Raw genomic sequence first — 26701 nt, 5'->3', positions numbered from 1 at the left:
TGCGCGACAGAGGGTTACCTCTGCACGACATCCGCCGAGGTCGGCTCGCGCCGTACCTCCGGGAGCTCCGGAAGCTCCGGAAGCCGTTCCCCGCGCCGTACCTCCGTAGGCGACAGCCCCCACCACCGCCGGCAGCAGCGCGTCAGGGCCGACTGTTCGGAGAGGCCGAGGAGGGCGGCGATCTGGGTCATCGGGATGGCGGTGCCCGTGAGGTAGTGGCGCGCTGCCTGGCGGCGCACGTCATCGAGGATCGCGGCGTACGTCGTGCCTTCGTCGCGTAGCCGCCGCTGCAGGGTGCGCGGGTGGACGCTGAGCAGCCGGGCGACGGCACCGATGTCGGGCGGGGTGGTGCCCAGGGACTGCTGCACCGCGCCGCGTACCCGGAGGGCGATATCTGCCCGTTCGTCCGGCGCCTGTTCGGCGAGGAACGCCAGGGCGAGCCGGCGGAGGTGTTCGTCGCCGCCCGCGAGCGGCCGGTCTCCGAGGCTCTTCGGTACGCGGAGCAGGGCGGCGGGGCCGGCGACGCGTACCGGGGCGCCGAAGAACTCCTCGTACGTGGAGAGCGGAGCGGCGGGGCGGTACGGGAGCTCGACAGTGCGCAGCCCGTAGGGGCCGTCGACGAGGAACTGGATCGCGCGGTGCAGGAAGCCGAGGCCCAGGTCGGTGCCCTGCACGGGGGCGGGGAGGCCGGGGTGCGGGCCGTATCGAAGGGCGGCGATGCCCGGCGCGTCGTACGGGTCGGGTTCGAGGGTGAGGCTGAGGGCCTGGGCGTGTACGAAGAGGTAGCGCGAGGTGCATTCGAGCGCTTCGGCGACGGTGGGGGAGTGCTGGATGGCCAGGGCCAGCGCGCCGAGCATGCCGAAGTCCTGGCGCGCCGCGACGCGCAGGCCGAGGTCGGGGCGGTCCAGCCCGGCGGCGGCCAGCTCCAGCACCTTCGTCATGGCCTGGTCGTCGACCAGGAGGTCGTCGGTGTCGAGCGCGGCGACGGGCAGGCCGGCGGCCGCGGCGTACTCCTCGGCGTCGCCGCCCAGCTCGGCGACCGTCGCGCGAAAGCCCCGCAGCCCCGCCGATCTGATCACCGACATGGTGAGCGCCTGTGTCCTGATCCGGTCACCGACATGTCGTTCAGCGTCAAATACGTGTCGCGTGAAGTCAAGAATCCCACCGGCCCCGTTGCGCACACTGGGGGCCATGACGACTACCGCCGGCCAAGGGCCGGACCCCGAGCACCTCGATGTCGTGATCGTCGGCGCCGGGCTGTCCGGCGTGGGCGCGGCCTACCGGCTGCAGACGGAGTGCCCGGGACGCTCGTACGCGATCCTGGAGGCCCGCGCGTCCATGGGCGGCACCTGGGATCTCTTCCGCTACCCCGGCATCCGCTCGGACTCCGACATGTTCACGCTCGGCTATCCCTTCAAACCGTGGCGGGACGCCAAGTCGATCGCGGACGGCCCGTCGATCCTGCGGTACATCAAGGAGACCGCGGCGGAATTCGGGATCGACCGGCACATCCGGTACCGCACGAAGGTGCTCTCCGCCGACTGGTCGACGCGGGAGGCGCGCTGGACGCTGACCCTGGAACGTACCGATGAGGCGACGGGCGAGGCCGTACGTTCCACCCTGACCTGCGACTTCCTGTACTCCTGCGCCGGGTACTACGACTACGACCGGGGACACGCGCCCGACTTCCCCGGCCTCGACTCCTTCACCGGGACCGTCGTCCACCCGCAGTTCTGGCCCGAGGACCTGGACTACGAGGGCAAGCGCGTGGTCGTCATCGGCAGCGGGGCCACTGCCGTGACGCTGGTGCCGGCGATGGCCGGCCGGGCCGAGCGGGTCACCATGCTGCAGCGCACGCCGACCTGGATCAGCGCCGTGCCGGGCCGCGACAGGATTGCCGACAAGGTGCGCGGCGCGCTGCCCGCGGGCGTGGCGCACCGCGCCGTGCGGACGAAGAACATCCTCTTCGGTATCGGCTTCTACCAGTTCTGCAGGCGGCGCCCGCAGGCCGCGCGCAAGCTGCTCACCAGCCTGAACACCCGCATGCTGAAGGACGAACAGGCGGTGCGGGAGCACTTCACGCCTTCGTACAACCCCTGGGACCAGCGGCTGTGCGCGGTGCCGGACGCCGACCTCTTCAAGGCGCTGAAGCAGGGCCGGGCCGAGGTCGTCACCGATCACATCGACACCTTCGTGCCCGAGGGCATCCGGCTGAAGTCGGGGAAGGTGCTGGAGGCGGACGTGGTCGTCACCGCCACCGGGCTGCAGCTGCTCGCCTTCGGGGGGATCACTCCGGAGATCGACGGGCGGCCGGTCGAGCTGTCGCGGCAGTTCGTGTGGCGCGGCGCGATGATGACCGGCGTACCGAACTTCGCCGTCTGCATCGGCTACACCAACGCCTCCTGGACGCTCCGCGCCGACCTCACCTCGCGGCTGGTGTGCAAGGTGCTGAACTTCATGGACCGCAACGATTACGCGGCGGTGGTGCCGGAGCCCGGGCGCCCGCTCGCCGAGCGGCCGCTGCTCGACCTTGCCGCCGGATACGTCAAGCGCTCCATCGACGCGTTCCCCCGGCAGGGCGACCGCGGGCCGTGGAAGGTACGGCAGAACTACGTACTGGACGCCGCCACGACGATGCGCACGAACCTCCGGCGCACGCTGAAGCCCACGCCCCGCGCGGCGGTGCGCGGCGGGCAGCGGGTGCCGGGCCGCGAGCCGGAGCACGCGCCCGGGCCCGCGCCGGAGCAGGCGCACGCGCGCGCGGAGGCCGCCAAGTGACCGCCGCCGACACGACGTACGTGGACGTCGACGGGCACCCGATACGCATACGAGTCAGCGGGGACGCGAGCGGTGACGGCCCAACGGTCGTGCTGCTGCACGGCATCGCCCGCAGCCTGGAGGACTGGCAGCTCACCCACGACCTGCTCGCGGCGCGCGGCCACCGGGTCATCAGCACCGACCTGCCCGGTTTCGGCCTGACCCGCCGCATGAAGGGCCGCGCCGGACTCGCCTCCTTCGCGCGCGCCGTGATCGGCGTACTGGACGCGCTCGGGGAGCGGCGGCCCGTACATCTCATGGGCAACTCGCTCGGCGGCGCGGTCGCCATGACCGTCGCCGCGGAGTACCCGGACCGGGTGGCCGCCCTCGTCCTCGCCAACAGCGCCGGCTTCGGCCGCGAGGCCAACCTCTCGCTGCGCCCCATGGGTTACGCCGTACTGGCGGCGCTGCCCGGTGTCGGCAAGCGGTTCCGGGGCCGCGCCCGGGAGGCCGGTGTCCAGGTCAACCGCGACCTGTTCCACGACCCGCGGCACGCGACGGAGGAGCTGATCCGGCACGCCGGGCTCGTCGGCCGGCAGCCCGACTTCCGCGCCACCTTCGTGGCCACGATGCTGCGCCTGGGCGTCCCGGCCCTCGGCTCGTACCCCGGCTGGCGCCGCGCCCTCCTCGCGCGGACCGCGGCGGCCCGCGTGCCCACGCTCGTCGTCTGGGGCGACGCGGATTCGGTACTGCCGGTCACGCACTTCCACGCCGCGGTTGCCGCGCTGCCGCACGCCCGCAGCCACCTTTTTCCCGCCACCGGGCACCTGCCCCAGATAGAGCGGGCGGCGGAATTCACCGCGCTGGCGGACGGGTTCCTGGACAGCGTGGCGGGCTCCGCGAAGGATGAGCCGGACCCCGCGAAGGGGGACGGCGCCGGGAGGGCGGCGGCGAGGGGGACCGTGAAGGAGTGACGTGAGCGATGGCGCAGACGCGCGCGCCGGCCCCGCAGGCCGCCGCACCGGTCCCCGCCCCGCTCCGCGCCCGCTACGAGGTGACGCGCTCGACGGTGGCCGGCCGCCCGGTCCTGCGGTTCGCCCCGCGCCGCGGCGCCACCGGCCGCCACCTGCTCTACACGCACGGCGGCGCGTACGCCTTCCCGCTGCAGACCCCCCACTGGTGGCTCCTCCAGCACGCCATCAAGGGCACCGGCACCACCCTCACCGTGCCGCTCTACCGGCTCGCTCCCGAGGGTGACGCGCCCGCGGCGTACGCCCTGCTGCGTACGGTCTACGGCGCCCTGTGCGCCGAGGCGGGGCCCGAGAACATCACGCTCGGCGGCGACTCGGCAGGTGGCGGGCTCGCGCTCGGCCAGGCCGTCGCGTACCGGGACGCGGGCCTGCCCCCACCGCACCAGGTGCTGCTCTTCTCGCCGTGGCTGGACCTCACGATGTCGCACCCCGCGCTGCCCGCCCTCGAAGCGCTCGATCCGCTGCTCCGTACCGAGGAGCTGATCGAGGCCGGGCGGCTGTGGGCCCACGGCGCCGATCCGCGCGACCCGCTGCTCAGCCCGCGCTTCGCGGACGTGGCCGGGCTGCCGCCGGTACACGTCTTCCAGGGCGGCCGGGACCTCTTGGCCGCCGACGCGCGGCTGCTGTCGGACCGGCTGGCGGCGGTCGGCAACGGCGGCAGCTTCATGTTCGAGCCGGAAGCGGGCCACGTATACGTGAGCGCGGTGTGGACCCCTGAGGCCCGGAGGTCCCTGGACCGGGTCCGCCGGCTGCTGAGCGTGCAAGTTGGCTGATCCTACGAAGAGTTGAGCCTTCGGTCGGGTTAATTGACAGAGTGTCAGTTGGCCGGAAGTCGCCTCTCGGGGGCAAGTGTTACCCGCGGTACAACATCGAAATGACTTTTCCGAAACTGACGCCGAAGCTGACGCGCAGAACGGTTCTGGCCGGCATCGGCAGCGTGCCGCTGGCCGCCGGGATCGCCGGCGCGGCCCCGCAGACGAAGGCACCACCCGGTCCCGACGACGACCCCCGCTCCGCCCTCCTCCGCGGCGCCGACCTCGTCCTCACCATGGACCCCGAGGTCGGCGACGGCGAGCTGGGCACCCTGGAGCACGCGGACGTACTGATGCGGGGCGGGCGGCTGGCCGCGGTGGGCCGCGGGCTGACGGCACCGGCGGGCACCCGCGTGATCGACGCGCGCGGCAAGCTCGTCCTCCCCGGCTTCGTCGACCTGCACAACCACCTGTGGCAGTCCAGCATTCGCGGCGGCTGCTCGGACCAGGACCTGAACGGCTGGCTGGCCGCCTGCAACCGCGCCACCCTCCCCAAGATCGACGCCGCCGACATGTACCACTTCGTACACCTCGCCGCCCTGGACGCCCTGCAGGCCGGCGTCACCACCGTCGTCGACTGGGTGCACGGCATCCCGTACGACACCAGCGAGCAGTACATCCGCGCGCTGGACGACACGGGCCTGCGCTTCGTGTACGCGATGACGCAGAGCGCCGACACGATCGACCTCATCCCGCGCGTCAAGAAGGACTTCCTGGACCCGCTGCCGCTGGCCTCCGCGCAGGTCTCCGTGCACGCGGGCATGAAGGCCGTACCGGAGCTGCGCCGCTTCCGCGAGGTCGCGGACGACCTCGGTCTCATGCTCAACTCGCACGTACTGGAGCACCGTGACGACCGCGCGGACGACCCGATCCGCTCGCTCCGCGAGGCCGGTGCCTTCGGACCCGGGCTGCTGATGAACCACGCGATCCACCTCACCGATGACGAGATCGCGCTGACCGCCGACCACGATGTCCGCGTCGCCCACTGCCCGCTCAGCAACATGCGGCTGGCCTCCGGGATCATGCCGCTGCCCGCCATGCACCGGCGCGGCGTCAAGGCCGGGCTAGGCCACGACGGCGGCACTAACGACACCTCGGACATGTTCAACGTCATGAAGGCCGCGGTCGGGCTCCAGCGCGCGCTGCACGAGGACGCGGAGATCCACCCCACCCTCCCGGCCGTGCTGCGGATGGCGACGCTGGGCGGCGCCGAGTGCATCGGGATGGCCGACCGGATCGGCTCCCTGACACCCGGCAAGCGCGCCGACGTCCTCGTCCTGGACCCCGGCACGCTCAACTTCGCGCCCCGCTTCGACTGGATCAGCCAGATCGTCCTCAACGGCCAGCCGCCGAACGTCTCGTACGTCTTCGTCGACGGGCAGCAGCGCAAGGCCCAGGGGCAGCTGATCGGTGTCGACACGGAGCAGGTCGTACGAGAGGCGGAACGCGCGGCCGCGCACGTCCGGGCTGCGGCGTAGCGGCGGCGGGGCTGTGTTCAGCGCGGGAAGACCTCGAAGGTGACCGCCGGGAGGCCGCGGTGGCGGTCGCCTGCCATTTGGAGCATCTGCTCGATGAAGCCGCGGGCGTAGGCCACCGGGTCCTGGGCGCCGCCGTTCAGGCCCTCGATGTACGAGCGGTGTTCGGCGAGCGAGGCGATGGCGCGCTCGATGCCGGGGCCGACCTCGACGGCGTGCGTGGGGTGCGGCGAGCCGGCGACCGCCACCCGGCGCACGCCGTCCCAGGGCGCGAGCCCGTACTCCTTGAACAGCTCGGGGAAGATCCAGCGGTTGCCCGCGTCGCCCGCCGCGTCCAGGACGGCGCGCCCGACCACCCGGTGGTCGGGCGTGTTCCAGTGCACGCCGCCCCAGGTGTCGTGGTGGTTGAGGGTGAGCAGGAGTTCGGGGCGGTGGCGGCGGACCGCGGCCGCGAGGTCGCGGCGCAGCGGCAGGCCGGCCTCGATGACGCCGTCCGGATGGCTCAGGAACTCCACGTTCTGCACGCCGACCGCCGCCGCGCTCGCCCGCTGCTCGGCCTCGCGGACCACCGCGCACTCCTCGGGGCCGAGCCCGTCGATGCCCGCCTCTCCGTGGGTGACCAGGAGATACGTGACCTCGCGGCCGGCGTCGGTCCACTCGGCGATCGCGGCGGCGGCGCCGTATTCGAGGTCGTCGGGGTGGGCGACGATCGCCAGGGCACGCTGCCAGTCGTCGGGCAGCGGCGCGAGGCCGGCCGGTCCGGGAGTCGTGGGCTCGGGTGCGGGCACAAGGGGCTCCTTCCCAGGGCGACGCGACGCGGGCGCGTCCCAGCGCGGCGTAGCCGGTGGACGGCGTACGCCTGCATCGAGCATGCCACGGTGCGGTGGCCCGGGATGGCGGAAACGGGACCGTCGGAAACGGCTGGTCCTTGTCGGTGGCGGGGGCCTGCGGGCGGTTCCGGGGACCCCTCGGTGGCACCGGCGCGCGGCCGCGGCACGCGCCGGGCGCGCGAGTGCGCCCGTTGCTGTGCCTGCTGAGCTGCATGTCATCACTTCGGGTGAATAGGTGGCCCAGGCTTGCGGGTGACAACGGTGGGTTGCCACGCTGTTGCTGACTGTCAAGCCCTTGGGAGGGCATGTGCCTTTCGGTGAGCAGCCCGCGTACCTCCGTGTCGCCGGTGACCTGCGTCAGAAGATCGTCGACGGCGTGCTGCCGCCGCACACCCGCCTCCCTTCGCAAGCCCGCATCCGCGAGGAGTACGGCGTTTCGGACACGGTCGCGCTGGAGGCGCGCAAGGTCCTGATGGCCGAAGGGCTGGTGGAGGGCCGCTCGGGATCGGGGACGTATGTCCGCGAGCGCCCCGCCCAGCGCCGCATCGCCCGCGCCGGATTCCGTACCGGCGCCGGCGCGACGCCGTTCCGTCAGGAGCAGTCGGACGAGAAGGTCAAGGGGACCTGGGAGTCCAGCAGCGAGCAGGACGAGGCGAGCGAGGGGATCGCGGACCGGCTGCGCATCAGGCCGGGCGAGCGGGTCATGCGCACGCGCTATCTCTTCCGCACCGAGGGCGAGCCGGTGATGCTCTCCACCTCCTGGGAGCCGCTGGAGGTGACGGGCCGGACGCCCGTGATGCTGCCCGAGGAGGGGCCGCTGGCCGGGCGCGGCGTGGTCGAGCGGATGGCGGCCATCGACGTGATCGTCGACAACGTCGTCGAGGAGGTCGGGGCCCGGCCCGGGTTGGCCGAGGAGGCGATGGTGCTGGGCGGCGTGCCCGGCCATGCCGTACTGGTCATCTCGCGGACGTATTACGCGGGCGGCCGCCCCGTGGAGACCGCCGATGTGGTCATGCTCGCCGACCGGCACCGGATCGCGTACCACCTCCCGGTGAAGTGACATCCCGGTGAACCGGGACCGTTCCCGGTAGCGAAGTGCCCTGTGTCGACTGCGTACTGACGCCGGCACACCACCGTCCGTACTGGTGCGTAACCACCAGATCTGCGCCCCGTAATGCCCAATAATGTCCGAGTTTGTCGGCCACTTTGCGATGTTGAAAAACTCACATCGCCCAAGTGAACAGGGGTATTTGACCGAACCTTGGATTCTGATCTTCCGATTCGCTCTTACGATGGCGAAGTTTGTGCACGGCCGTGGGGGAAGATCAGGAGACCAAGCACGTTGAGCACGCCGAAGACCCCGAGCACGGAGCAGGGCTCCAGCTCGAACTACCGCAGGTCCCTAGGGACCATCGCCCTGACGGCCACGGGACTCGGGTCGATCATCGGCTCCGGCTGGCTGTTCGGAGCCGAGCGCGCCGCCGCCATCGCCGGTCCTGCCGCCATCCTGGCCTGGGTCATCGGCGCGGCCGTCGCGCTCACCATCGCGCTGACCTACAGCGAGCTGGGCGCGATGTTCCCCAAGGCCGGCGGCATGGTCCGGTACGGCCAGTACTCGCACGGCTCGCTGGCGGGCTACCTCGCGGCCTGGGCCAACTGGATCGCGATCGTCTCGGTCATCCCCGGTGAGGCCACCGCGTCCGTCCAGTACATGAGCTCCTGGGACTTCAGCTGGGCGGAGAACCTGTACGACGGCAAGGAGCTGACCGGGCTCGGCGTCGGGTTCGCCAGCGTCCTGCTGGTCTTCTACTTCTTCCTGAACTGGTTCGCGATCACGCTGTTCGCGAAGACCAACACCGCGATCACGGTGTTCAAGGTCGTCGTGCCGGTGCTGACCGCGGGCGCGCTGATCATGGCGCACTTCGACACCAGCAACGTGAAGAACTACGGCGGCTTCGCTCCCAACGGCTGGAGCGCCGTCTTCACCGCCGTCGCCCTCTCCGGCATCGTCTGGGCCTTCAACGGCTTCCAGTCCCCGCTGAACATGGCGGCCGAGGCGCGCAACCCGGGCAAGTCGCTGCCCAAGGCGGTCATGCTCTCGATCGTCATCGCACTGGTCATCTACATCGCGCTGCAGGTCGCCTTCCTCGGCGGCGTCCCCGCCGCGGACCTGACCAAGGCCGGCGGCTGGGAGGGCCTGGGCTACAACTCCCCGCTCGCCGACCTCTCGCTCGCCTGGGGCCTGAACTGGCTGGCGATGCTGCTGTACGCGGACGCCTTCGTCTCCCCGTCCGGCACCGGCATGATCTACGCCGCCACCACCTCGCGCATGATCCACGGCGTGCAGGAGAACGGCCACCTGCCCGGCATCTTCGGCAAGGTCGACAAGAAGACCGGCGTGCCGCGCCCGGCCCTGGTCCTCAACCTGATCATCGCGTTCCTCTTCCTCGCGGTCTTCCGCGGCTGGGGCTCGCTCGCCGAGATCGTCTCCATCGCGACGGTCATCTCGTACATCACCGGCCCGGTCGCCGTGATGTCGCTGCGCCGCCTCTCGCCGGACCTCAAGCGCCCGGTGAAGCTGCGCGCCATGCCGGTCATCGCCCCGATCGCGATGGTCTTCGGCTCGCTGGTCCTGTACTGGGGCCGCTGGCCGCTCACCGGCAAGGTCATCCTGATCATGGCCGTCGGCCTGCCCGTCTGGGCCTGGTACGAGCTGCGCAAGCCCTGGCCCGAGCTGAAGCCGCACCTGAAGGCCGGCGCCTGGATGGTCGCGTACCTGCTGGTCATGGCCCTGGTGTCGTACTGCGGCGGCACGGAGTTCGGCGGCCGCGGCTTCATTCCGCAGGGCGTGGACCTCGCGGTCGTCGTGGTGCTCGCGCTGGCCTTCTACTACTGGGGCGTGCGCAGCGCCTGGCGCAACCCCTCGCTCCTCGTGGCCGAGGCCGAGGCGCGCGACGCTGCCGAGCGGGACGAGGCCACCGACGGTGGCGACGAGGGCCGGGACCCGGCCGAGAAGGTCGGCGCCAACGCCTGACCCGTCACCCGCACACGTCCGGCCGCCCGGCACCGTCTCGGTGCCGGGCGGCCGTCGTTTCGGGAGTCCGGCTGCCTGTCCGTCCGCGGAACGAGTGACGCGAGGGGACGGATGTGGACGGTGACATGGCCGGTTCGGTGCCTCTTTGTGCAAAGACGTATCCGGTGCGTGAAGGTCGGGCGTAGGCTCGGGCATATGCGGATCGGGCTTTCGGTGTTAGTGCAGGAGGGGCGTGCCACGGCGCGCCGGACGGCGGACGGAGGAGCGCGATGACCGACAGTGGCGCCGTACTGCCGTGGCTGGTCATCCGCGAGGACGACAACGGCAACCGCTACCGCGTCGGCCGGTACGCCACCCGTCAGGAGGCGGAGCAGGTCGCCGACCGGCTCGACGACCGGCAGCATCAGCGGCCCTACGTGGTCGAGCGCGTCGACCGCGCCACGGCCTGAGACCCCGAGGCCGCGGCGGAAGGGGAGCAAGGGCCGCATAGGCTGCCGCGCATGAGTGCGGTGCGTGTGGTGGTGGGCGGAGCGGTGCTGGACCGGGGGCGGCTGCTGGCCGCGCGGCGCAGCGCGCCGCCGGAGCTGGCCGGGCGCTGGGAGCTGCCCGGCGGCAAGGTCGAGGACGGCGAGACGCCCGAGCAGGCGCTCGTACGGGAGCTGCGCGAGGAACTGGGCGTCGAGGTCGAGCCGCTGGCGCGCATCCCGGGGGAGTGGCCGCTGAAGCCCGGACTGGTGCTCCAGGTGTGGACCGTACGGCTGGTCTCCGGGACGCCGCGGCCGCTGCAGGACCACGACGCTCTGCGCTGGCTGCCGCCGGGCGGCGAGGACGCGGTGGACTGGCTGGACCAGGACCGGCCGGCCGTCGCCGAGGCGATGAGTCGGCTGATGAGGCAGGGGGCGCTCGACTGACGGGCTACGCCGTTCGCGCCACGATGCACCTGGTTGACCCTCTTGGGGCGATAACTGAACCCTGATATCGGGTATGTGCTGATTAACCCCCCTCAAAATGTACAAAACCGCCGGGGGAGCATCGGGCTGGGGAAGTGATCGGCGTGAGCGACAGCGCAGCGGCAGGGCCGCAAGGGTCCCCCGCGTCCCAGGCCCGCCGGCTGGGTACGGCCGCGATCCCTCCGCTCGCCGAGTGGAGCTTCCCCGCCGAGCCGGGCGTGGTCCGTACGGCCCGCGCCATGGTCCGCGAGACGCTGTGCGACTGGGACATGGAGCCGGCGGTGGACGTGGCCGTCCTCCTCGTCAGCGAGCTGGTGACCAACTCCCTGCGCTACGCCAGCGGGCCGATCGGCGTACGGATCGTCCGGCTGCGCGGCGGCGACCTCCTCGTGGAAGTGTCCGACCCGCTCCCCGACCCGCCCCGCGAGCGCACGGCCGCGCCCGACGACGAGGGCGGACGCGGACTGCAGCTGGTGGCATGCAGTGCCCGCCGCTGGGGCACCCGACGGGGCAGGAGCGGCAAGACGGTGTGGTTCGAGCTCGCCGAAACCGGCTGACACCCACCGGGCGATCGCGCCCCCTGTGGCCGTCGCGCAGAAAACACTGCTTCGTGCCTGGTGGGGAGGTTGGAGCGCACCGTGTCTGGTTATGAGTCTGGGAGGGTCGCGATCGTTGCAGATTCATCGAGAACTCGTCGATGACCTGCGATCGAGACTGTGCTGTGATCGTGAAGACCGTGTTCCGGATAGCCGTGTTGCTGGATACTCGGCCTGTCCGGTCCGGGCACGATGAGCTGGAGGGGACGGGGCTCGTGAGCGAGATGTCAGCGGGTGAGGAACACCCTGCGATGAGGGATGGGTCGGGCCGGATGGACGTACCGGACGGCCCGCCCGTCTGGCAGAGCAGCGCGCCCGGATCGATCTACGACTACATCCGCGTCGCTTCCTTCGCCCTCGGGCCCGACGGCCGCATCGAGCAGTGGAGCCGCCGCGCCGCCGACATGCTCGGCATCCCCGCCAAGGACGCCATCGGCCAGGACCCGGTGGAGGCGTTCGTCCCGCGCGAGCTGCGCGAGGCCGGGCACCGCACGGTCAGCGAGATCCTCGACGGCCGCGAGTGGACCGGCCTGGTGCCCTACCGCACGGGCCCGGACGCCCCCGTCGACGGCCTCGCCGAGATCTATGTCATGCCTTCCGAGACCGGCACGGGCGAACGAGCCGCGGTCTGCCTCGTCGTGGACGTACGGGCGCTGCGCGGCATCGAGACCGACCTCGCCGCCGCGCAGGCGGTTTTCGGACAGTCCCCGATCGGATTCATGCTCTTCGGCACGGACCTGCGGCTGCGCCGGGTCAACGAGCGCTTCGCCACCGTCTTCGGCGGCCCGCCGAGCAGGTTCAACGGCGCGGCGCCCGAGGAGTATCTGCCCCGCCCCGAGGCCGACCGGCTCAACGCCGCGCTGCGCCGGGTCCTGGAGACCGGCGAACCGGTCGCCGAAATGCAGCTGGTGGGCACCCCGCACGGCACGGACGAGCGCCGCCGCTGGTCGGTGTCGCTGTACCGGCTGCACAGCGCCAGCGGCCGCCCCATCGGCGTCGCGGCGCTCGCCCAGGACGTCACGGGCCGCCGCCGCGCCGAGCGGGAGGCCGCCAACGCCCGCCGCAATCTGGCGCTGTTGAACGAGGCGGGGGCGCGCATAGGCAATTCGCTGGATCTGGAGACCACGGCCCGCACCCTGCTCGACGTCGCCGTGCCGCAGTTCTGCGACCTGGCCTCGGTCGACCTGTACCAAGGACTGCTGGCCGGGGACGAGGCGCCGCCCGGCATGACCGACGGCAGCGCCGAGCTGCGCCGGGTCGCCTTCGCCAGCGCCGTGTCCGACGGGCCGCTCCCGGAGGGCGGCGGCAGCGGCGGCAGCGCCCCGGGCGGCGTCGCGGCGGAGGACGACGGCACGCCGGTCGCGGTCGGCGCGGTGCACCGTTTCCCCTTCAACTCCCCTTGCGCGGGCGCGCTCCGTACGGCCGAGGCGCAGATCATCCCGGGGCGGCAGACGGACGACGAGCGGCCCGAGCTGGGCGGCGCCGTGGTGCACTCCACGCTCGCCGTGCCGATGGTCGCCCGCGACACCGTCGTCGGCCTGGTGCAGTTCTCCCGTACGAAGGGCAGCGAGTCCTTCGGCGAGCGGGACACCGCGCTCGCCGTGGAGCTCGCGGCGCGCGCCGCCGTCTGCATCGACAACGCCCGGCTGTACCGCCGTGAGCACGAGCGCGCGCTGATCCTCCAGCGCAGCCTGCTGCCGCCCGGCGACCCCGAGGCGGCGGGCCTGGACATCGCCTGCCGCTATCTGCCCGGTACGACGGCCACGGAGGTCGGCGGCGACTGGTTCGACGTCATCGAGTTGCCGGGGCACCGCACGGCCCTGGTCGTCGGCGACGTCATGGGCCGCGGCCTGCGCGCCGCGGTCGCCATGGGTGAACTGCGTACGGCAGTACGGACGTTGGCCCTGCTGGACCTGGAGCCGGCCGAGGTGCTCTCGGCGCTCGACGAGATCGCGCGCGGGCTCGGTGCCACGGGCAGCGACGGGCGTTCGGGCCCACGGAGGCGCGGAGCGGCGGCGAGCGTCGGTCCGGAAGCGGGCGCGTACGGAATTACGGACGCGGGCGCGTACGGAAGTACGGAAGCAGGCGCGGAGGCGGGCGCGCACGCGGGCTCCCGGCGCACCGACCGCGCTGCCGACCTCTCCGAGGTCTACCTCGCCACCTGCGTGTACGCCGTCTACGACCCGGTCACCCGGCGATGTACGTTCGCCAACGCCGGCCATCTGCCGCCCGTCCTGGTCGAGGAGGGCGAGGACGCTCTCCTCCTCGACGTCCCGCCCGGCATGCCGCTGGGCGTCGGCGGCGAGCCCTTCGAGGAGACCGAGGTCGAGCTGCCGGACGGGGCGCTGCTCGCGCTGTACACCGACGGCCTGGTCGAGTCCCGCGACCACCCGCTCGACGAGGGGCTGCAGGCGTTCCGTACGGCCCTGTCGGCGGCAGGGCGACCGCTGGAGGACGCCTGCGACCACGTACTGTCCGCGCTGGACACCCGGCACGGCGAGGACGACATCGCCCTGCTGATGGCCCGGGTGCACGGCCTGCCCAAGGACGCGGTCGGCGACTGGAACCTCGCCCCCGAGGCCCGCTCGGTCGCCCGCGCCCGCGAACTGGCTCGCGACCAGCTCACCGACTGGGGCCTGGAGGCCCTCGTCGACACCACCGAACTCCTGGTCAGCGAGCTGGTCACCAACGCCCTGCGGCACGGCCACGGCGACATCCGGCTGCGGCTGCTGCTGGACCGCACGCTGGTCTGCGAGGTCTGGGACGCGGACCTCGCGCAGCCGCGGCGGCGGCGCGCGCGGGACACCGACGAGGGAGGCCGCGGCCTCCAGCTCGTCGGCCTCCTCAGCAGGGGCTGGGGCAGCCGGCGTACGCCGCGCGGGAAGACCGTGTGGTTCGAGCTGGACCTGCCCGACGGTGACGCGAAGCCGGTGGATCCGGCGGATGCGCTTCTTGACCTGTTCTAGCCGGTGCGGTCGCCAGGCTTGTCGCGGCCTGGCGGCCGCTCGTCCTCAAACGCCGGACGGGCTTATTTCTGCCGCCGCCGGATCGTCTTCCCCAGCCAGATCAGGGGATCGTACTTCCGGTCCGCCGCCCGCTCCTTCAGCGGGATCAGTGCGTTGTCCGTGATGCGGATGTGTTCGGGGCAGACCTCGGTGCAGCACTTGGTGATGTTGCAGTAGCCCAGGCCGTGGGCGTCCTGGGCGGCGCTCTTGCGGTCCAGCCCCTCGTCGGCCGCGGCGTCCAGCGGATGCATGTCCAGTTCGGCGACGCGCATCAGGAAGCGGGGACCGGCGAACGCCTCCTTGTTCTCCTCGTGGTCACGGACGACATGGCAGGTGTCCTGGCAGAGGAAGCACTCGATGCACTTCCGGAACTCCTGCGAGCGCCCGACGTCCTCCTGCTGCATCCGGTACTCGCCGGGCTTGAGATCGGCGGGCGGCACGAAGGACGGCACCTCGCGGGCCTTGGCGTAGTTGAAGGAGACGTCCGTGACCAGGTCACGGACGACGGGGAAGGCCCGCATCGGGGTGACCGTGACGGTCTCCGCGCGGTCGAAGACCGACATCCGCGTCATGCACATCAGCCGGGGCCGGCCGTTGATCTCCGCGCTGCACGAACCGCACTTGCCGGCCTTGCAGTTCCAGCGCACGGCCAGGTCCGGCGCCTGGGTGGCCTGCAGCCGGTGGATGATGTCCAGTACCACCTCGCCCTCGTTCACCTCGACGGTGAAGTCGCCGAGGCTGCCGCCCTTCGCGTCCCCCCGCCACACCCTGAAGTGCGCGTCGTACGAACTCACGAGCTCAGCTCCTCGTCCGTCAGGTACTTCGCCAGTTCGTCCCGCTCGAACAGCTCCAGCAGGTCGGCGCGGATCGCCGGCATCTCCCGCCGTTCCAGCCGGATGTGGGCGAGCGCCGGATCTTCGGGGAGTCCGGAGCGGCCGTCGTTCGTGGCCAGCCGGCACAGCAGGTTGACGCGGCGCCAGCGGCGGTCCATCTCCGGGTGGTCGTCGCGGGTGTGGCCGCCGCGGCTCTCCTTGCGCTCCAGCGCGGCCCGCGCCACGCACTCGCTGACCAGCAGCATGTTCCGCAGGTCGATGGAGAGGTGCCAGCCCGGGTTGTACTGCCGGTGGCCCTCCACCCCGGCCCGCCGCGCCCGCACCCGCAGGCCGGCCAGCTTGTCCAGCGCCTGCTCCATCTCCGGCTCCCGCCGGATGATGCCCACCAGGTCGTTCATCGCCTGCTGGAGCTCCTGGTGCAGGGTGTACGGGTTCTCCGCCGGGCCCGCGGGGGACAGCGGGTCCGTGCCCTCCGCGCTGAACGGCCGCAGCGCCTCCGCCTCGGCCGTCTCGATCTCCCGCTCGTCCACGGCGGGCCGCTCGCCGCTCACCAGCGCCGCGGCGTACTCCGCCGCGTACAGCCCGGCCCGCCGTCCGAAGACCAGCAGGTCGGAGAGGGAATTCCCGCCGAGCCGGTTGGAGCCGTGCATACCGCCGGCCACCTCGCCCGCGGCGAACAGCCCGGGCACGCCGGCCGCGGCCGCGGTGTCCGGGTCGACGTCCACGCCGCCCATGACGTAGTGGCAGGTCGGCCCGACCTCCATCGCCTCGGCCGTGATGTCCACGTCCGCCAGCTCCTTGAACTGGTGGTGCATGGAGGGCAGCCGGCGGCGGATCACCTCGGCGGGCATGCGCGTGGAGACGTCCAGGAAGACGCCGCCGTGCGGGGAGCCGCGGCCCGCCTTGACCTCGGCGTTGATGGCCCGCGCGACCTCGTCGCGGGGCAGCAGCTCGGGCGGCCGGCGGTTGTTGTCCGGGTCCTCGTACCAGCGGTCGCCCTCGTCCTCGGACTGCGCGTACTTCTCCTTGAAGACGTCCGGGACGTAGTCGAACATGAAGCGCTTGCCCTCGCTGTTGCGCAGCACCCCGCCGTCGCCGCGCACCGACTCGGTGACGAGGATGCCCTTCACCGACGGCGGCCAGACCATGCCGGTCGGGTGGAACTGGACGAATTCCATGTTCACGAGCGGGGCCCCGGCGAGCAGCGCGAGGGCATGCCCGTCGCCGGTGTACTCCCAGGAGTTCGAGGTGACCTTGAAGGACTTGCCGATGCCGCCGGTGGCGAGGACGACAGCTGGGGCCTCCAGGACGAAGAAGCGGCCGGACTCCCGCTCGTAACAGAACGTTCCTGCGACCCGGTCACCCTGCTTGAGCACGCGAGTGACCGTGCACTCCTGGAAGACCTTCAGCCGCGCCTCGTACGACCCGAACTCCCGCTCGTCCTCCTGCTGCAGCGAGACGATCTTCTGCTGGAGGGTGCGGATCAGCTCCAGGCCCGTACGGTCGCCGACGTGCGCGAGGCGCGGGTACTCGTGCCCGCCGAAGTTGCGCTGCGAGATCCGCCCGTCCGGCGTCCGGTCGAAGAGCGCGCCCCAGGTCTCCAGCTCCCAGACCCGGTCCGGGGCCTCGCGCGCGTGCAGCTCGGCCATCCGCCAGTGGTTCAGGAACTTGCCCCCGCGCATGGTGTCGCGGAAGTGGACCTTCCAGTTGTCGCCCTCGTTGACGTTGCCCATGCTGGCCGCGATGCCGCCCTCGGCCATCACCGTATGGGCCTTGCCGAAGAGCGACTTGCAGATCACCGCCGTCCGCATGCCCTGCTCGCGGGCCTCGATGGCGGCCCGCAGCCCGGCGCCGCCCGCGCCCACCACGACCACGTCCCAGCCCTGCCGTTCGACTTGCGTCATGAATTGCGCACCCTTCCTGGAGCGTCAGAAGAACCGGGGGTCGTCGAAGGCCCCGACGGACAGCAGGTAGACGTAGAAGTCGGCGGCGGCCACGCTGATCAGCGAGGCCCAGGCGAGCGCCGCGTGCCGGGCGTTGAGCTTCCCGACCCAGCCCCACAGCCGGTACCGCACCGGATGCTTGGAGAAGTGCTTCAGGCGGCCGCCGACGATGTGCCGGCAGGAGTGGCAGGAGAGGGTGTACGCCCAGATCAGCGCGATGTTGACGAGAAAGATCAGGCTGCCCAGGCCCATATGGCCCCAGGCGTAGCTCTCGTCGCGGAAGGCGAGGACGGTGTCGTACGTCAGCACGCCCGCGACCAGCAGCGCGGCGTAGAAGAAGTACCGGTGGATGTTCTGCAGGATCAGCGGGAAGCGGGTCTCGCCGCTGTACTTCTTGTGCGGCTCGGCGACCGCGCAGGCCGGGGGCGAGGCCCAGAAGCCGCGGTAGTACGCCTTGCGGTAGTAGTAGCAGGTCAGCCGGAAGCCCAGCGGGAAGATCAGGATCAGCAGCGCGGGGGACAGGCCCCACCAGCTGCCGAAGATCTCCCAGTTGGGGCCCGCGCGCATGGTCTCGCAGTTCTCCGCGAGGCAGGGGGAGTAGAACGGCGAGACGTAGGGCGCGTGGTAGTAGTCGGCGTTCGCGAACGCCCGCCACGTCGAGTACACGATGAACGCGAGCAGTCCGGCGGCGGTGCTCGCCGGGTACAGCCACCAGCGCTCGGTACGCAGATGACGGGCGGGGATGGCGGCGCGAGCGGGCCCGTGCACCCCGCTCGCGCCGGTTGTGGATGTGGGTTCTGTGCCTGTGGCCAACGTCGGTCTCCGTGAGCGGGGGGTGAGGACGGGAGCTGGGGGGAGCGTCCGGGACAGGAGACTCCGCTACGGGGCGCGGCGGTCGCGGGCGCCCAGCCCCTCGTCCTCGGCGTCGGTCCACAGGGAGGCGTCGTAGGGGGCGTCCGGGATGGTCACCATGTCGGACACCGCGCGTCCCGCGGTCGGCGCCGGCCGGTCGCCGGCGTCGGGCGCGGCCTGCGCGCGCAGTAGTTCGAGGCTCTCGCGCAGGTGGTCGGTGTCGCTGCGGACCCGGCGTATCTCCAGCCCGCCGCCGACCCGCTGCTCCAGGCGTCCCACCGAGCGGACCAGGTCGTCCAGGCTGCGCTGCACAGCCGTCAGATCATCGTGCAAGGACATGACGAGCCCTCACTTCCGAGGGTGCGGTCGGCAATCTCATGCGCCTGCGAGTGTCGCGCGTCACAGTCGCGGTTGGGAAGGGATTCGCCGGTATTCCGGGTCACGATGGCGCATAGGGGGGCGTGACCGGTCGTACCGGAACGCGTTGGGCCGGGCGGGTGGCCTTGGGAAGTACGGCCGCCGTGTCGCCGGGTCGCGGGGCGCGCCGTCGTTTTGAGTGGACGGGCCATAGATGTGATGAGCCGCAAAGTCGGCCGAATGTGATCAGCGGCGGCGCCGCCGCACGGGCGAGCCCGGAGGTAACAGATGACCGACGACGTCGGACCGCAGGGCGCGAACGGCGGCCGGACGGCGGGCCGCGGGCGCCGCCGGGTCGCGCTCCTCACCGCGGGCGCGCTGCTCCCGCTGCCCGTACTGGCCGGCTGCAGCGGCGACGAGGCGCGGCCGGCCGGCGCCGGCAGCCAGGACATCGCCCCGGCGGCCCCGGCGACGCTGCGCGACGGCGGCACGGTGCGCTGGGCCGTCGACGAACTCCCCGGCACCTTCAACGCCTTCCAGGCGGACGCCGGCGAGAGCACGGACATGGTGGCGGGCGCCGTGCTGCCCGCGCTGTTCACGGTGGACGCCAACGGCGTACCGCAGCGCAACCCGGACTACCTCCAGGCCGCCGAGGTCACCCAGCGCGAGCCGCAGCAGGTCGTGCGGTACACCCTGAACCCCGCGGCGCGCTGGAGCGACGGCCGGAGGATCTCGGCGGCCGACTTCGCCGCCCAGTGGAAGGCGCTGCGCGGGAAGAACGCCGCGTACTGGACGGCGCGCAACGCCGGCTACGACCGCATCGAGAAGGTCGAGCCGGGCGCGGGTCCCGGCGAGGTCCGGGTGACCTTCGACCGCCCGTACGCCGACTGGCAGTCGCTCTTCACGCCGCTGTACCCGAAGAGCGTCATGGGCAGCCCGGCGGCGTTCAACGACGGCGCGCGCAAGAAGCTCGCGAGTACCGCCGGGCCGTTCCGGGTACGGAAGCGGGACGCCGGTGCCGGCACGGTCACCCTCGTACGGAACGCGGAGTGGTGGGGCGACCGGGCCCGGCTGCAGAAGATCGTGCTGACCGAGCTGCCCGCCACGAAACGGCCCGCCGCGCTGGCCAAGGGGAAGATCGACATCGCGGAGATCGACCGCGGCACGGCCAAGGAGCTCGGCACGGCGGGTGGTGGGAACCAGCAGGCCGCCGTCGGGGACGACGCGCCGCGCGGCGCCGTCTCCGCCGACGCGCTGCGCCACCAGGCGCTGGCCCGCGGCACCGACGCCGAGCGCAAGGCGGAGATCGAGCACCGCAAGGAAGCCGCGGCCGCCGCCGAGCGCCGCGCCCAGCTGCGCGGCTACACCGTCCGCCGCGCCCTCTCCCCGTCCTTCACGCAGCTCGCCCTCAACGGCAGCACGGGGCCGCTCACCGACGAGCGGGTCCGCCGCGCGGTGGCCCGCGCCATCGACCGCTCCACACTGGCCAAGGAGGTACTGTCCCCGCTCCGGCTGCCCGCGGCGCCGGTCGGCAGCCATCTGCTGCTCGCCGGGCAGCCGGGTTACCGCGACAACAGCGGCGCGCTGGGCAGCCGGGACCCCGAGGCCGCCCAGGCCCTGCTGGCCGACGCGGGCTGGCGGCTGCCGGAGGGCGGCACCGAGGAGAAGACCGACGCGCAGCCGGGGGAGCGGGAGGCGGACCGGGGGCGCACGGACGCGGACGCCGGCCGGACGGACGGCGAGAACGGGCAGCACGGTGAGAAGGGGCAGCCGGGCCCGCGCGGCGAGGCCGCCCCGGCCGACGGCGCCGGGCAGCCGCACGGCGGTCCCGCCCGCTCCGGCGCGGAGGCCGAGACCGGCCGGGCGACCGGCACGGCGCCGCTCTCCGCGCTGACCGGCGCCGGGTCGGCGGGGCTCCAGCGGGTGGCGCTGCTGCGGCAGAGCGCGGCGCTGTACGACGCGGCGGCGCGCGCCGACCGGCGGCACGCCGCGGGGGACACCGGATCGGCGGCGTACGCGTCGTACGAGCGGGCGAGCGGCCGGGCCGCCGACGCCTGGGACCGGGCCGACGTGCTGGCGGAGGCCGCCCAGCGGCAGACCACCGCGCTCGCGGCGGGCCCGGGGCAGCAGGGCTGGGACGACACGAAGCCCGGTGCGGGGCAGGAGGCCGCGGGCACCGGCCCGGCCGGCCCGCTCAGCGCCGTCCAGGCCCGCGAGGCCGCGGCCGCAGCCGAGCGGAACCGGCTCGCGGCCGCGGCCGAGCGTGCGGAACGGGAGGCGGGGCAGCAGCGGCCCGCCGGGCAGCCGGCGCGGGAGCGGCCCGTACCCGTCGAGGCGGGGGCCGCCGAGGACGCGGGGGACGCCCACGGTGGCCCCGACAGCAAGGGCGCCAAGGACGGACACGCCCGCGGCAAGGACGACGCCGCCGCCCCCAAGGGCGCCGTCTTCGTGAAGAAGAACGGCCGGCCGCTCATGCTGCGCTTCGTCCTGCCCGACGGCCCCGGCACCGCCCAGCTCCGTACCGTCGCCGACCGGATCTCCGAAATGCTGATGAAGATCGGCGTACGGACCACCGTCCAGAAGGTGGCCGACAAGAGCTACTTCGAGGACCACATCGCGTCCGGCGACTACGACCTGGCGCTCTACTCCTGGCCCGGCAGCGCCTACCCGGCCACCGACGCCCGGCCCATCTACGCCAAGCCCCGCCCCGCCGCCGACGGCTCGCTCACCGTCGAGCAGAACTACACCCGGGTCGGCACCGACCGGATCGACCAGCTCTTCGACCAGGCGTCCGCCGAGCTCGACCCGGACGCGGCCCGGGACCTGGTCGCCCAGGCCGACCAGCGGATCTGGGCGGCCGCAGGATCGATCCCGCTGTACCGGCAGCCGCAGCTCGTCGCCACCAGGGACGGGCTGGCCAATGTGGGCGCTTTCGGCTTCGCGACGCCCGTATATCAGGCCATCGGTTACAAGAAATAGCAGGTCAGGACGGGTGCGAGCGGGCTGGGGCGGCCGATGCCGCGGCAGCCCCGTACCATGGGATATGGCCGTGGCGTCTGCATGCCCGGCGGGCGCGCGTGCCGGACCGTACGCGCCGTCAACCACAATTCCGGGAGAAGCGCCGCAAGTGCCCACGCGCCACGACATTCGTAACGTCGCCATCGTCGCCCACGTCGACCACGGCAAGACCACCCTTGTCGACGCCATGCTCAAGCAGGCGGGAGCCTTCGCCGCGCACGCCGCCGAGAACCTCGACGAGCGCATGATGGACTCCAACGACCTGGAGCGTGAGAAGGGCATCACGATCCTCGCCAAGAACACGGCGGTGAAGTATCACCCCAAGGACGGCGGGGACCCGATCACGATCAACATCATCGACACCCCCGGCCACGCCGACTTCGGTGGCGAGGTCGAGCGCGGTCTGTCGATGGTCGACGCGGTCGTCCTGCTGGTCGACGCCTCCGAGGGGCCGCTGCCGCAGACCCGCTTCGTGCTGCGCAAGGCGCTGGCCGCGAAGATGCCGGTCATCCTGTGCATCAACAAGACCGACCGCCCCGACTCCCGGATCGCCGAGGTCGTCGACGAGACGTACGACCTGTTCCTGGACCTGGACGCGGACGAGGACCAGATCGAGTTCCCGATCGTCTACGCCTGCGCCCGTGACGGCGTCGCGTCGCTGACCAAGCCGGAGGACGGCACCGTCCCGGCCGACAGCACGAACCTGGAGCCGTTCTTCACCACGCTGCTGGAGACCGTCCCGGCCCCCGAGTACGACGAGACCGCGCCGCTGCAGGCCCACGTCACCAACCTCGACGCGGACAACTTCCTCGGCCGTATCGCGCTGCTCCGCGTCGAGCAGGGCGAGCTGAAGAAGGGCCAGACCGTCGCGTGGATCAAGCGCGACGGCTCCATCTCCAACGTCCGCATCACCGAGCTGATGATGACCGAGGCGCTGACCCGCAAGCCGGCCGAGGTGGCGGGCCCCGGTGACATCTGCGCCGTCGCCGGTATCCCCGACATCATGATCGGCGAGACGCTGGCCGACCCGGAGAACCCGGTCGCGCTGCCGCTGATCACGGTCGACGAGCCCGCGATCTCGATGACCATCGGTACGAACACCTCGCCGCTGGTCGGCCGCGGCGGCACGGGCAAGGGCGCGGACGCCAAGGCCGCGGTCAAGGACCGCAAGGTCACCGCGCGCCAGGTGAAGGACCGCCTGGAGCGCGAGCTGATCGGTAACGTCTCGCTGCGCGTGCTGGACACCGAGCGCCCCGACGCCTGGGAGGTGCAGGGCCGCGGTGAGCTGGCGCTGGCCATCCTGGTCGAGCAGATGCGCCGCGAGGGCTTCGAGATGACCATCGGCAAGCCGCAGGTGGTCACCAAGGAGGTCGACGGCAAGGTCTACGAGCCGACCGAGCGCATGACCATCGACGTGCCCGAGGAGCACATGGGCGCGGTCACGCAGCTCATGGGCGTCCGCAAGGGCCGGATGGACAACATGTCCAACCACGGCTCCGGCTGGGTCCGCATGGAGTTCATCGTGCCGTCGCGTGGTCTGATCGGCTTCCGTACGGAGTTCCTGACCAACACCCGCGGTACGGGCATCGCGCACTCCATCCACGAGGGCCACGAGCCGTGGTTCGGCACCCTGCAGACCCGTAACAACGGTTCGCTGGTCGCCGACCGCGCCGGTGCGGTCACCGCCTTCGCGATGACCAACCTCCAGGAGCGCGGTGTGCTCTTCACCGAGCCGGGCACCGAGGTGTACGAGGGCATGATCGTCGGCGAGAACAGCCGCGCCGACGACATGGACGTCAACATCACCAAGGAGAAGAAGCTCACGAACATGCGGTCCTCGACCGCGGACGTGACCGAGTCGATCGTGCCGCCGCGCAAGCTCTCCCTGGAGCAGTCCCTGGAGTTCTGCCGCGACGACGAGTGCGTCGAGGTCACCCCGGAGGCCGTCCGCATCCGCAAGGTGAACCTGGACGCCCGCGAGCGCGCCCGCGCCGCCTCGCGCGCCAAGCACAACTGACGCGCCCCGCAGTCCCGTCCGACGGCCCGGCCCCCGCACACGCGGGGGCCGGGCCGTCGGCGTTTGCGCGTGACCGACCGTCGGCCCGCCCCGCCATCCGCCACTCGGCGGGCACTACCCCGCCGAGTGGCGGGGTGTCAAGAGCCCCTGCACTCAGCACAGTTAAGTGATCGTCCGGATCGCGGACGGAGTGTGAGCGCACGGTGGCATGGAGTCCTTTTCGTTCCCGTCTGGATGGATTGGTTTGTCCGGATTCCGAACGACCCTCTCCGCGATGTGACCAAAAAGTAACCATGATCTCGTGGCTAATGGGGCGAACGTGACTGAGGATGGGGGCTATTGAGCTCGGGTCAATGGGTCACGCGCCGTGCAGGCGCCGACTCACGAGCATCGGGGGCCGGTCGCGCGCTGTCAGGGGTGTCAGCGGACGGCCGGCCCCTTTCCATGTCACGAATGGACTCATGAGGAGGCAGTCCCATGCGCGGTGCCAGAAGCGCTACTTGGGTCGCGGGAGCCATAGCCATCGCCCTCGGTGTGACGGCGTGCGGCGGAAGCGGCGACAGCGCGGGTTCCGAGGCCGGAGTCGTGCGGTCCGCCTGGGGCGACCCGCAGAACCCGCTGGAGCCCGCCAACACCACTGAGGTGCAGGGCGGCAAGGTCCTGGACATGATCTTCCAGAACCTCAAGAAGTACGACCCGAAGACCGGCGCGGCCGACAACGACGCCGCCGAGTCGATCGAGACCAAGGACCAGCAGACCTTCACCATCAAGGTGAAGAAGGGCCTGACGTTCTCCAACGGCGAGCCGCTGACCGCCAACTCCTTCGTCGACGCCTGGAATTACGGCGCGCTGGCCACCAACCAGCAGAAGAACAGCTACTTCTTCGCCGACATCGAGGGCTACGACAAGGTCGCCCCGGCCAAGGGCAAGCCGACCGCGAAGACCCTCTCGGGTCTGAAGGTCGTCGACGACCACACCTTCACGGTCAAGCTGACCCAGAAGATGTCGACCTGGCCGGTCCGCCTGGGCTACAAGGCGTTCGCGCCGCTGCCGAAGAAGTTCTTCTCGGACCACAAGGGCTACCTCGACAAGCCCATCGGCAACGGCCCCTACGCGGTCGACTCGTACCAGAAGGGCACGCAGATGAAGCTCGTGCCCAACAAGAAGTACAAGGGCGACGATGCGCCGCAGAACAAGGGCGTGCTGCTGAAGGTCTACACGGACTCCAACACCGCCTACTCCGACCTGCAGGCCGGCAACATCGACGTGCTCGACAGCCTGCCCGCCGAGCAGATCAAGAACGCCAAGACCGACCTGCAGGGCAACTACGTCTCGCAGCCGGCCGGCATCAACCAGACCATCACCTTCCCGCTCGACAAGGGCGCGTGGTCCAAGCCGGGCATGGAGAAGGTCCGCAAGGGCATCTCCATGGCGATCGACCGCAAGCAGATCACCGAGAAGATCTACCACGGCACCCGGACGCCGGCCACCGACCTCACCTCCCCGGTGCTCGGTGCCGCCAACGGCTACTCCAAGGACGCCTGCGGCGACGCCTGCACGTACAACCCCACCGAGGCCAAGAAGCTCATCAAGGAGGGCGGCGGCCTGCCCGGCGGGAAGATGACCATCAGCTACAACGCGGACAAGGACTCCCACAAGGAGTGGGTGGACGCGATCTGCAACAGCGTCAACAAGGTGCTGGGCGACGACAAGGCGTGCGTGGGCAACCCCGTGGGCACCTTCGGCGACTTCCGCAGCCAGATCACCAAGGGCGAGATGACCAGCGCCTTCCGCGCCGGCTGGCAGATGGACTACCCGCAGATCGAGAACTTCCTGACGCCGCTGTACGCCACCGGCGCCAGCTCCAACGACTCGCACTGGAGCAACAAGGAGTTCGACGAGCTGCTGAAGAAGGCCGCGGCCGAGCCGGACACCAAGAAGGCGACCAAGCTCTACCAGGACGCCGAGAAGCTGGTGTTCGACGACATGGTCGCCATCCCGCTCTTCTACCAGAACGGCGTCGCCGGCTGGTCGCAGAACGTCTCCGACGTCGAGCTCGACGCCTTCAGCGTCCCGGTCTACACCCAGATCAAGGTCAAGAGCTGACCCGACGCAGCCCCTGAGCGGGCCGCACCGAACCAACCGCTCACGGCGGCAGGGAGCAGCCGGTCACCCGCGCCTCTTCGAAGTCGAGTTTGAAGTCGAGTTCGAAATCGAGGAGGCCGCGGGCCCGGCTGCCCCCGCGTCGGCGCACTTCTGGAGGACACATGGGGCGCTACGTCGTGCGACGACTGCTCCAGATGGTGCCCGTCTTCATCGGCACCACTTTCCTGATCTTCGTCATGGTCTACGCGCTCGGCGATCCCGTCGCGGCCATGTTCGGAGACCGGACCCCCGACCCGGCGACCGCCGCCCAGATCCGGGAGTCCCTGCACCTGAACGACCCGCTGTGGAGCCAGTACCTGCAGTACATGGCGGGCATCTTCCAGGGCGACTTCGGCACCGCCTTCAACGGCCGCCCGGTCATCGAGCTGATGGGGGACGCCTTCCCCAACACCGTCCAGCTCACCCTGGTCGCCTTCGTCATCGAGCTGGTGGTGGGTGTCACGCTCGGCGTGATCGCGGGTATGCGCCGCGGCCGCCTGATCGACACCGGCGTGCTGGTGTTCACCCTGTTCGTGATCTCCATCCCGACCTTCGTCACCGGCTATCTGCTGCAGTACTTCGTCGGCGTGAAGTGGGGCGCGCTGCCCCCGTCGGTCTCCACCGAGGTGCACTTCGAGGAGCTGATCCTGCCCGGCATCGTGCTGGCCGGCGTCTCGCTGGCGTACGTGGCCCGGCTGACCCGCACCTCCATCGCGGAGAACATCCGGTCCGACTACATCCGCACCGCCACCGCCAAGGGCCTGCCGCGCCGCCGCGTGATCAGCGTGCACCTGCTGCGCAACTCGCTCATCCCGGTCGTCACCTTCCTCGGCACCGACATCGGCGGCCTGATGGCCGGCGCCATCGTCACCGAGCGGATCTTCAACCTCCAGGGCGTCGGCTACCAGCTCTACCAGGGCATCCTGCGGCAGAACGCGCCGACCGTCGTCGGCTTCGTGACCGTGCTCGTGGTCGTCTTCCTCGCCGCCAACCTGCTCGTCGACCTGCTCTACGCGGTCCTGGACCCGAGGATCCGGTATGCCTGA

General features: G+C 71.4%; 20 protein-coding genes. 14 read left to right on the top strand and 6 right to left on the bottom strand.

Annotated elements, in window-relative coordinates:
- Positions 1–14: 14 nt before the first annotated feature.
- A complete protein-coding gene (locus tag AB0I82_RS18335; protein ID WP_363258267.1) occupies positions 15–1085 on the bottom strand; it encodes an AraC family transcriptional regulator ligand-binding domain-containing protein in 1071 nt (356 codons plus the stop codon).
- A gap of 106 nt (positions 1086–1191) precedes the next feature.
- On the opposite strand from AB0I82_RS18335, the gene AB0I82_RS18330 reads away from it, so the two are divergent.
- The 4 genes from AB0I82_RS18330 (at position 1192) to AB0I82_RS18315 (ending at position 6078) form a co-directional block, all read left to right on the top strand.
- A complete protein-coding gene (locus tag AB0I82_RS18330; RefSeq protein WP_363258266.1) occupies positions 1192–2778 on the top strand; it encodes an NAD(P)/FAD-dependent oxidoreductase in 1587 nt (528 codons plus the stop codon).
- Entirely contained in the window at positions 2775–3731 is a 957-nt protein-coding gene (locus tag AB0I82_RS18325; RefSeq protein WP_363258265.1) for an alpha/beta fold hydrolase, read from the top strand. Before AB0I82_RS18330 ends, AB0I82_RS18325 begins: the two co-directional genes overlap by 4 nt.
- Positions 3732–3739: 8 nt before the next feature.
- Positions 3740–4561: an alpha/beta hydrolase gene (locus AB0I82_RS18320; RefSeq protein ID WP_363258263.1), complete on the top strand. Its 822-nt coding sequence runs from the start codon at positions 3740–3742 to the stop codon at positions 4559–4561.
- 101 nt (positions 4562–4662) lie between these two features.
- On the top strand, positions 4663–6078 hold the full coding sequence (locus AB0I82_RS18315; RefSeq protein WP_363258261.1) for an amidohydrolase family protein: 1416 nt from the start codon (positions 4663–4665) through the stop codon (positions 6076–6078).
- A gap of 17 nt (positions 6079–6095) precedes the next feature.
- Here the strand turns inward: AB0I82_RS18315 and AB0I82_RS18310 are convergent, their stop codons facing one another.
- Positions 6096–6863: a PIG-L deacetylase family protein gene (locus tag AB0I82_RS18310; protein WP_363258259.1), complete on the bottom strand. Its 768-nt coding sequence runs from the start codon at positions 6861–6863 to the stop codon at positions 6096–6098.
- A gap of 349 nt (positions 6864–7212) precedes the next feature.
- On the opposite strand from AB0I82_RS18310, the gene AB0I82_RS18305 reads away from it, so the two are divergent.
- The 6 genes from AB0I82_RS18305 (at position 7213) to AB0I82_RS18280 (ending at position 14451) form a co-directional block, all read left to right on the top strand.
- Positions 7213–7965: a GntR family transcriptional regulator gene (locus tag AB0I82_RS18305; RefSeq protein WP_363258258.1), complete on the top strand. Its 753-nt coding sequence runs from the start codon at positions 7213–7215 to the stop codon at positions 7963–7965.
- 282 nt (positions 7966–8247) lie between these two features.
- Entirely contained in the window at positions 8248–9939 is a 1692-nt protein-coding gene (locus AB0I82_RS18300) for an APC family permease (RefSeq protein ID WP_363258257.1), read from the top strand.
- Positions 9940–10208: 269 nt separating this feature from the next.
- Positions 10209–10388, top strand: a complete 180-nt coding sequence (locus tag AB0I82_RS18295; protein ID WP_363258256.1) for an SPOR domain-containing protein — start codon at positions 10209–10211, stop codon at positions 10386–10388.
- Positions 10389–10439: 51 nt separating this feature from the next.
- Complete coding sequence (locus AB0I82_RS18290) at positions 10440–10850, top strand: (deoxy)nucleoside triphosphate pyrophosphohydrolase (RefSeq protein WP_363258255.1); 411 nt, start codon at positions 10440–10442, stop codon at positions 10848–10850.
- Between the two features lie 200 nt (positions 10851–11050).
- Positions 11051–11446, top strand: a complete 396-nt coding sequence (locus AB0I82_RS18285; protein ID WP_363258421.1) for an ATP-binding protein — start codon at positions 11051–11053, stop codon at positions 11444–11446.
- A gap of 290 nt (positions 11447–11736) precedes the next feature.
- A complete protein-coding gene (locus AB0I82_RS18280) occupies positions 11737–14451 on the top strand; it encodes a SpoIIE family protein phosphatase (protein WP_363258254.1) in 2715 nt (904 codons plus the stop codon).
- A gap of 62 nt (positions 14452–14513) precedes the next feature.
- Here AB0I82_RS18280 and AB0I82_RS18275 read toward each other — a convergent pair whose 3' ends face one another.
- The 4 genes from AB0I82_RS18275 to AB0I82_RS18260 form a co-directional block, all read right to left on the bottom strand.
- Positions 14514–15284 (bottom strand): succinate dehydrogenase/fumarate reductase iron-sulfur subunit, encoded by a 771-nt coding sequence (locus tag AB0I82_RS18275; RefSeq protein ID WP_363258253.1) that lies wholly within the window; start codon positions 15282–15284, stop codon positions 14514–14516.
- A complete protein-coding gene (locus AB0I82_RS18270; protein WP_363258252.1) occupies positions 15281–17227 on the bottom strand; it encodes a fumarate reductase/succinate dehydrogenase flavoprotein subunit in 1947 nt (648 codons plus the stop codon). Before AB0I82_RS18270 ends, AB0I82_RS18275 begins: the two co-directional genes overlap by 4 nt.
- A 24-nt stretch (positions 17228–17251) precedes the next feature.
- Entirely contained in the window at positions 17252–18079 is an 828-nt protein-coding gene (locus AB0I82_RS18265) for a hypothetical protein (RefSeq protein WP_363258251.1), read from the bottom strand.
- A 66-nt stretch (positions 18080–18145) separates the two neighbouring features.
- Positions 18146–18457 (bottom strand): hypothetical protein, encoded by a 312-nt coding sequence (locus tag AB0I82_RS18260; RefSeq protein ID WP_363258250.1) that lies wholly within the window; start codon positions 18455–18457, stop codon positions 18146–18148.
- Positions 18458–18763: 306 nt separating this feature from the next.
- On the opposite strand from AB0I82_RS18260, the gene AB0I82_RS18255 reads away from it, so the two are divergent.
- From AB0I82_RS18255 to AB0I82_RS18240, 4 genes are all read left to right on the top strand, one after another.
- Positions 18764–21454 carry an ABC transporter substrate-binding protein gene (locus AB0I82_RS18255; protein WP_363258249.1) on the top strand — a complete coding sequence of 897 codons (2691 nt, stop codon included), beginning with the start codon at positions 18764–18766 and terminating at the stop codon, positions 21452–21454.
- 148 nt (positions 21455–21602) lie between these two features.
- Positions 21603–23510 (top strand): translational GTPase TypA, encoded by a 1908-nt coding sequence (gene typA, locus AB0I82_RS18250; protein WP_363258248.1) that lies wholly within the window; start codon positions 21603–21605, stop codon positions 23508–23510.
- Between the two features lie 477 nt (positions 23511–23987).
- Positions 23988–25616: an ABC transporter substrate-binding protein gene (locus AB0I82_RS18245; protein WP_363258247.1), complete on the top strand. Its 1629-nt coding sequence runs from the start codon at positions 23988–23990 to the stop codon at positions 25614–25616.
- Between the two features lie 161 nt (positions 25617–25777).
- Positions 25778–26701, top strand: coding sequence for an ABC transporter permease (locus AB0I82_RS18240; protein ID WP_363258246.1), 924 nt, complete (start codon positions 25778–25780; stop codon positions 26699–26701).

Source organism: Streptomyces sp. NPDC050315 (assembly GCF_040655775.1).
In the GTDB taxonomy this organism is placed as follows: Bacteria; Actinomycetota; Actinomycetes; order Streptomycetales; family Streptomycetaceae; genus Streptomyces.
The sequence above is the reverse complement of the archived record's forward strand: the minus strand, read 5'-3'. Positions and strand labels throughout refer to the sequence as shown.

What these genes read in the sequence shown, in the direction of transcription:
- AB0I82_RS18335 (WP_363258267.1), bottom strand. Translation starts at nt 1,085, where the DNA reads ATGTCGGTGATCAGATCGGCGGGGCTGCGGGGCTTTCGCGCGACGGTC.
- AB0I82_RS18330 (WP_363258266.1), top strand. Translation starts at nt 1,192, where the DNA reads ATGACGACTACCGCCGGCCAAGGGCCGGACCCCGAGCACCTCGATGTC.
- AB0I82_RS18320 (WP_363258263.1), top strand. Translation starts at nt 3,740, where the DNA reads ATGGCGCAGACGCGCGCGCCGGCCCCGCAGGCCGCCGCACCGGTCCCC.
- AB0I82_RS18315 (WP_363258261.1), top strand. Translation starts at nt 4,663, where the DNA reads ATGACTTTTCCGAAACTGACGCCGAAGCTGACGCGCAGAACGGTTCTG.
- AB0I82_RS18295 (WP_363258256.1), top strand. Translation starts at nt 10,209, where the DNA reads ATGACCGACAGTGGCGCCGTACTGCCGTGGCTGGTCATCCGCGAGGAC.
- AB0I82_RS18290 (WP_363258255.1), top strand. Translation starts at nt 10,440, where the DNA reads ATGAGTGCGGTGCGTGTGGTGGTGGGCGGAGCGGTGCTGGACCGGGGG.
- AB0I82_RS18280 (WP_363258254.1), top strand. Translation starts at nt 11,737, where the DNA reads ATGAGGGATGGGTCGGGCCGGATGGACGTACCGGACGGCCCGCCCGTC.
- AB0I82_RS18270 (WP_363258252.1), bottom strand. Translation starts at nt 17,227, where the DNA reads ATGACGCAAGTCGAACGGCAGGGCTGGGACGTGGTCGTGGTGGGCGCG.
- AB0I82_RS18260 (WP_363258250.1), bottom strand. Translation starts at nt 18,457, where the DNA reads ATGTCCTTGCACGATGATCTGACGGCTGTGCAGCGCAGCCTGGACGAC.
- AB0I82_RS18255 (WP_363258249.1), top strand. Translation starts at nt 18,764, where the DNA reads ATGACCGACGACGTCGGACCGCAGGGCGCGAACGGCGGCCGGACGGCG.
- AB0I82_RS18245 (WP_363258247.1), top strand. Translation starts at nt 23,988, where the DNA reads ATGCGCGGTGCCAGAAGCGCTACTTGGGTCGCGGGAGCCATAGCCATC.
- AB0I82_RS18240 (WP_363258246.1), top strand. Translation starts at nt 25,778, where the DNA reads ATGGGGCGCTACGTCGTGCGACGACTGCTCCAGATGGTGCCCGTCTTC.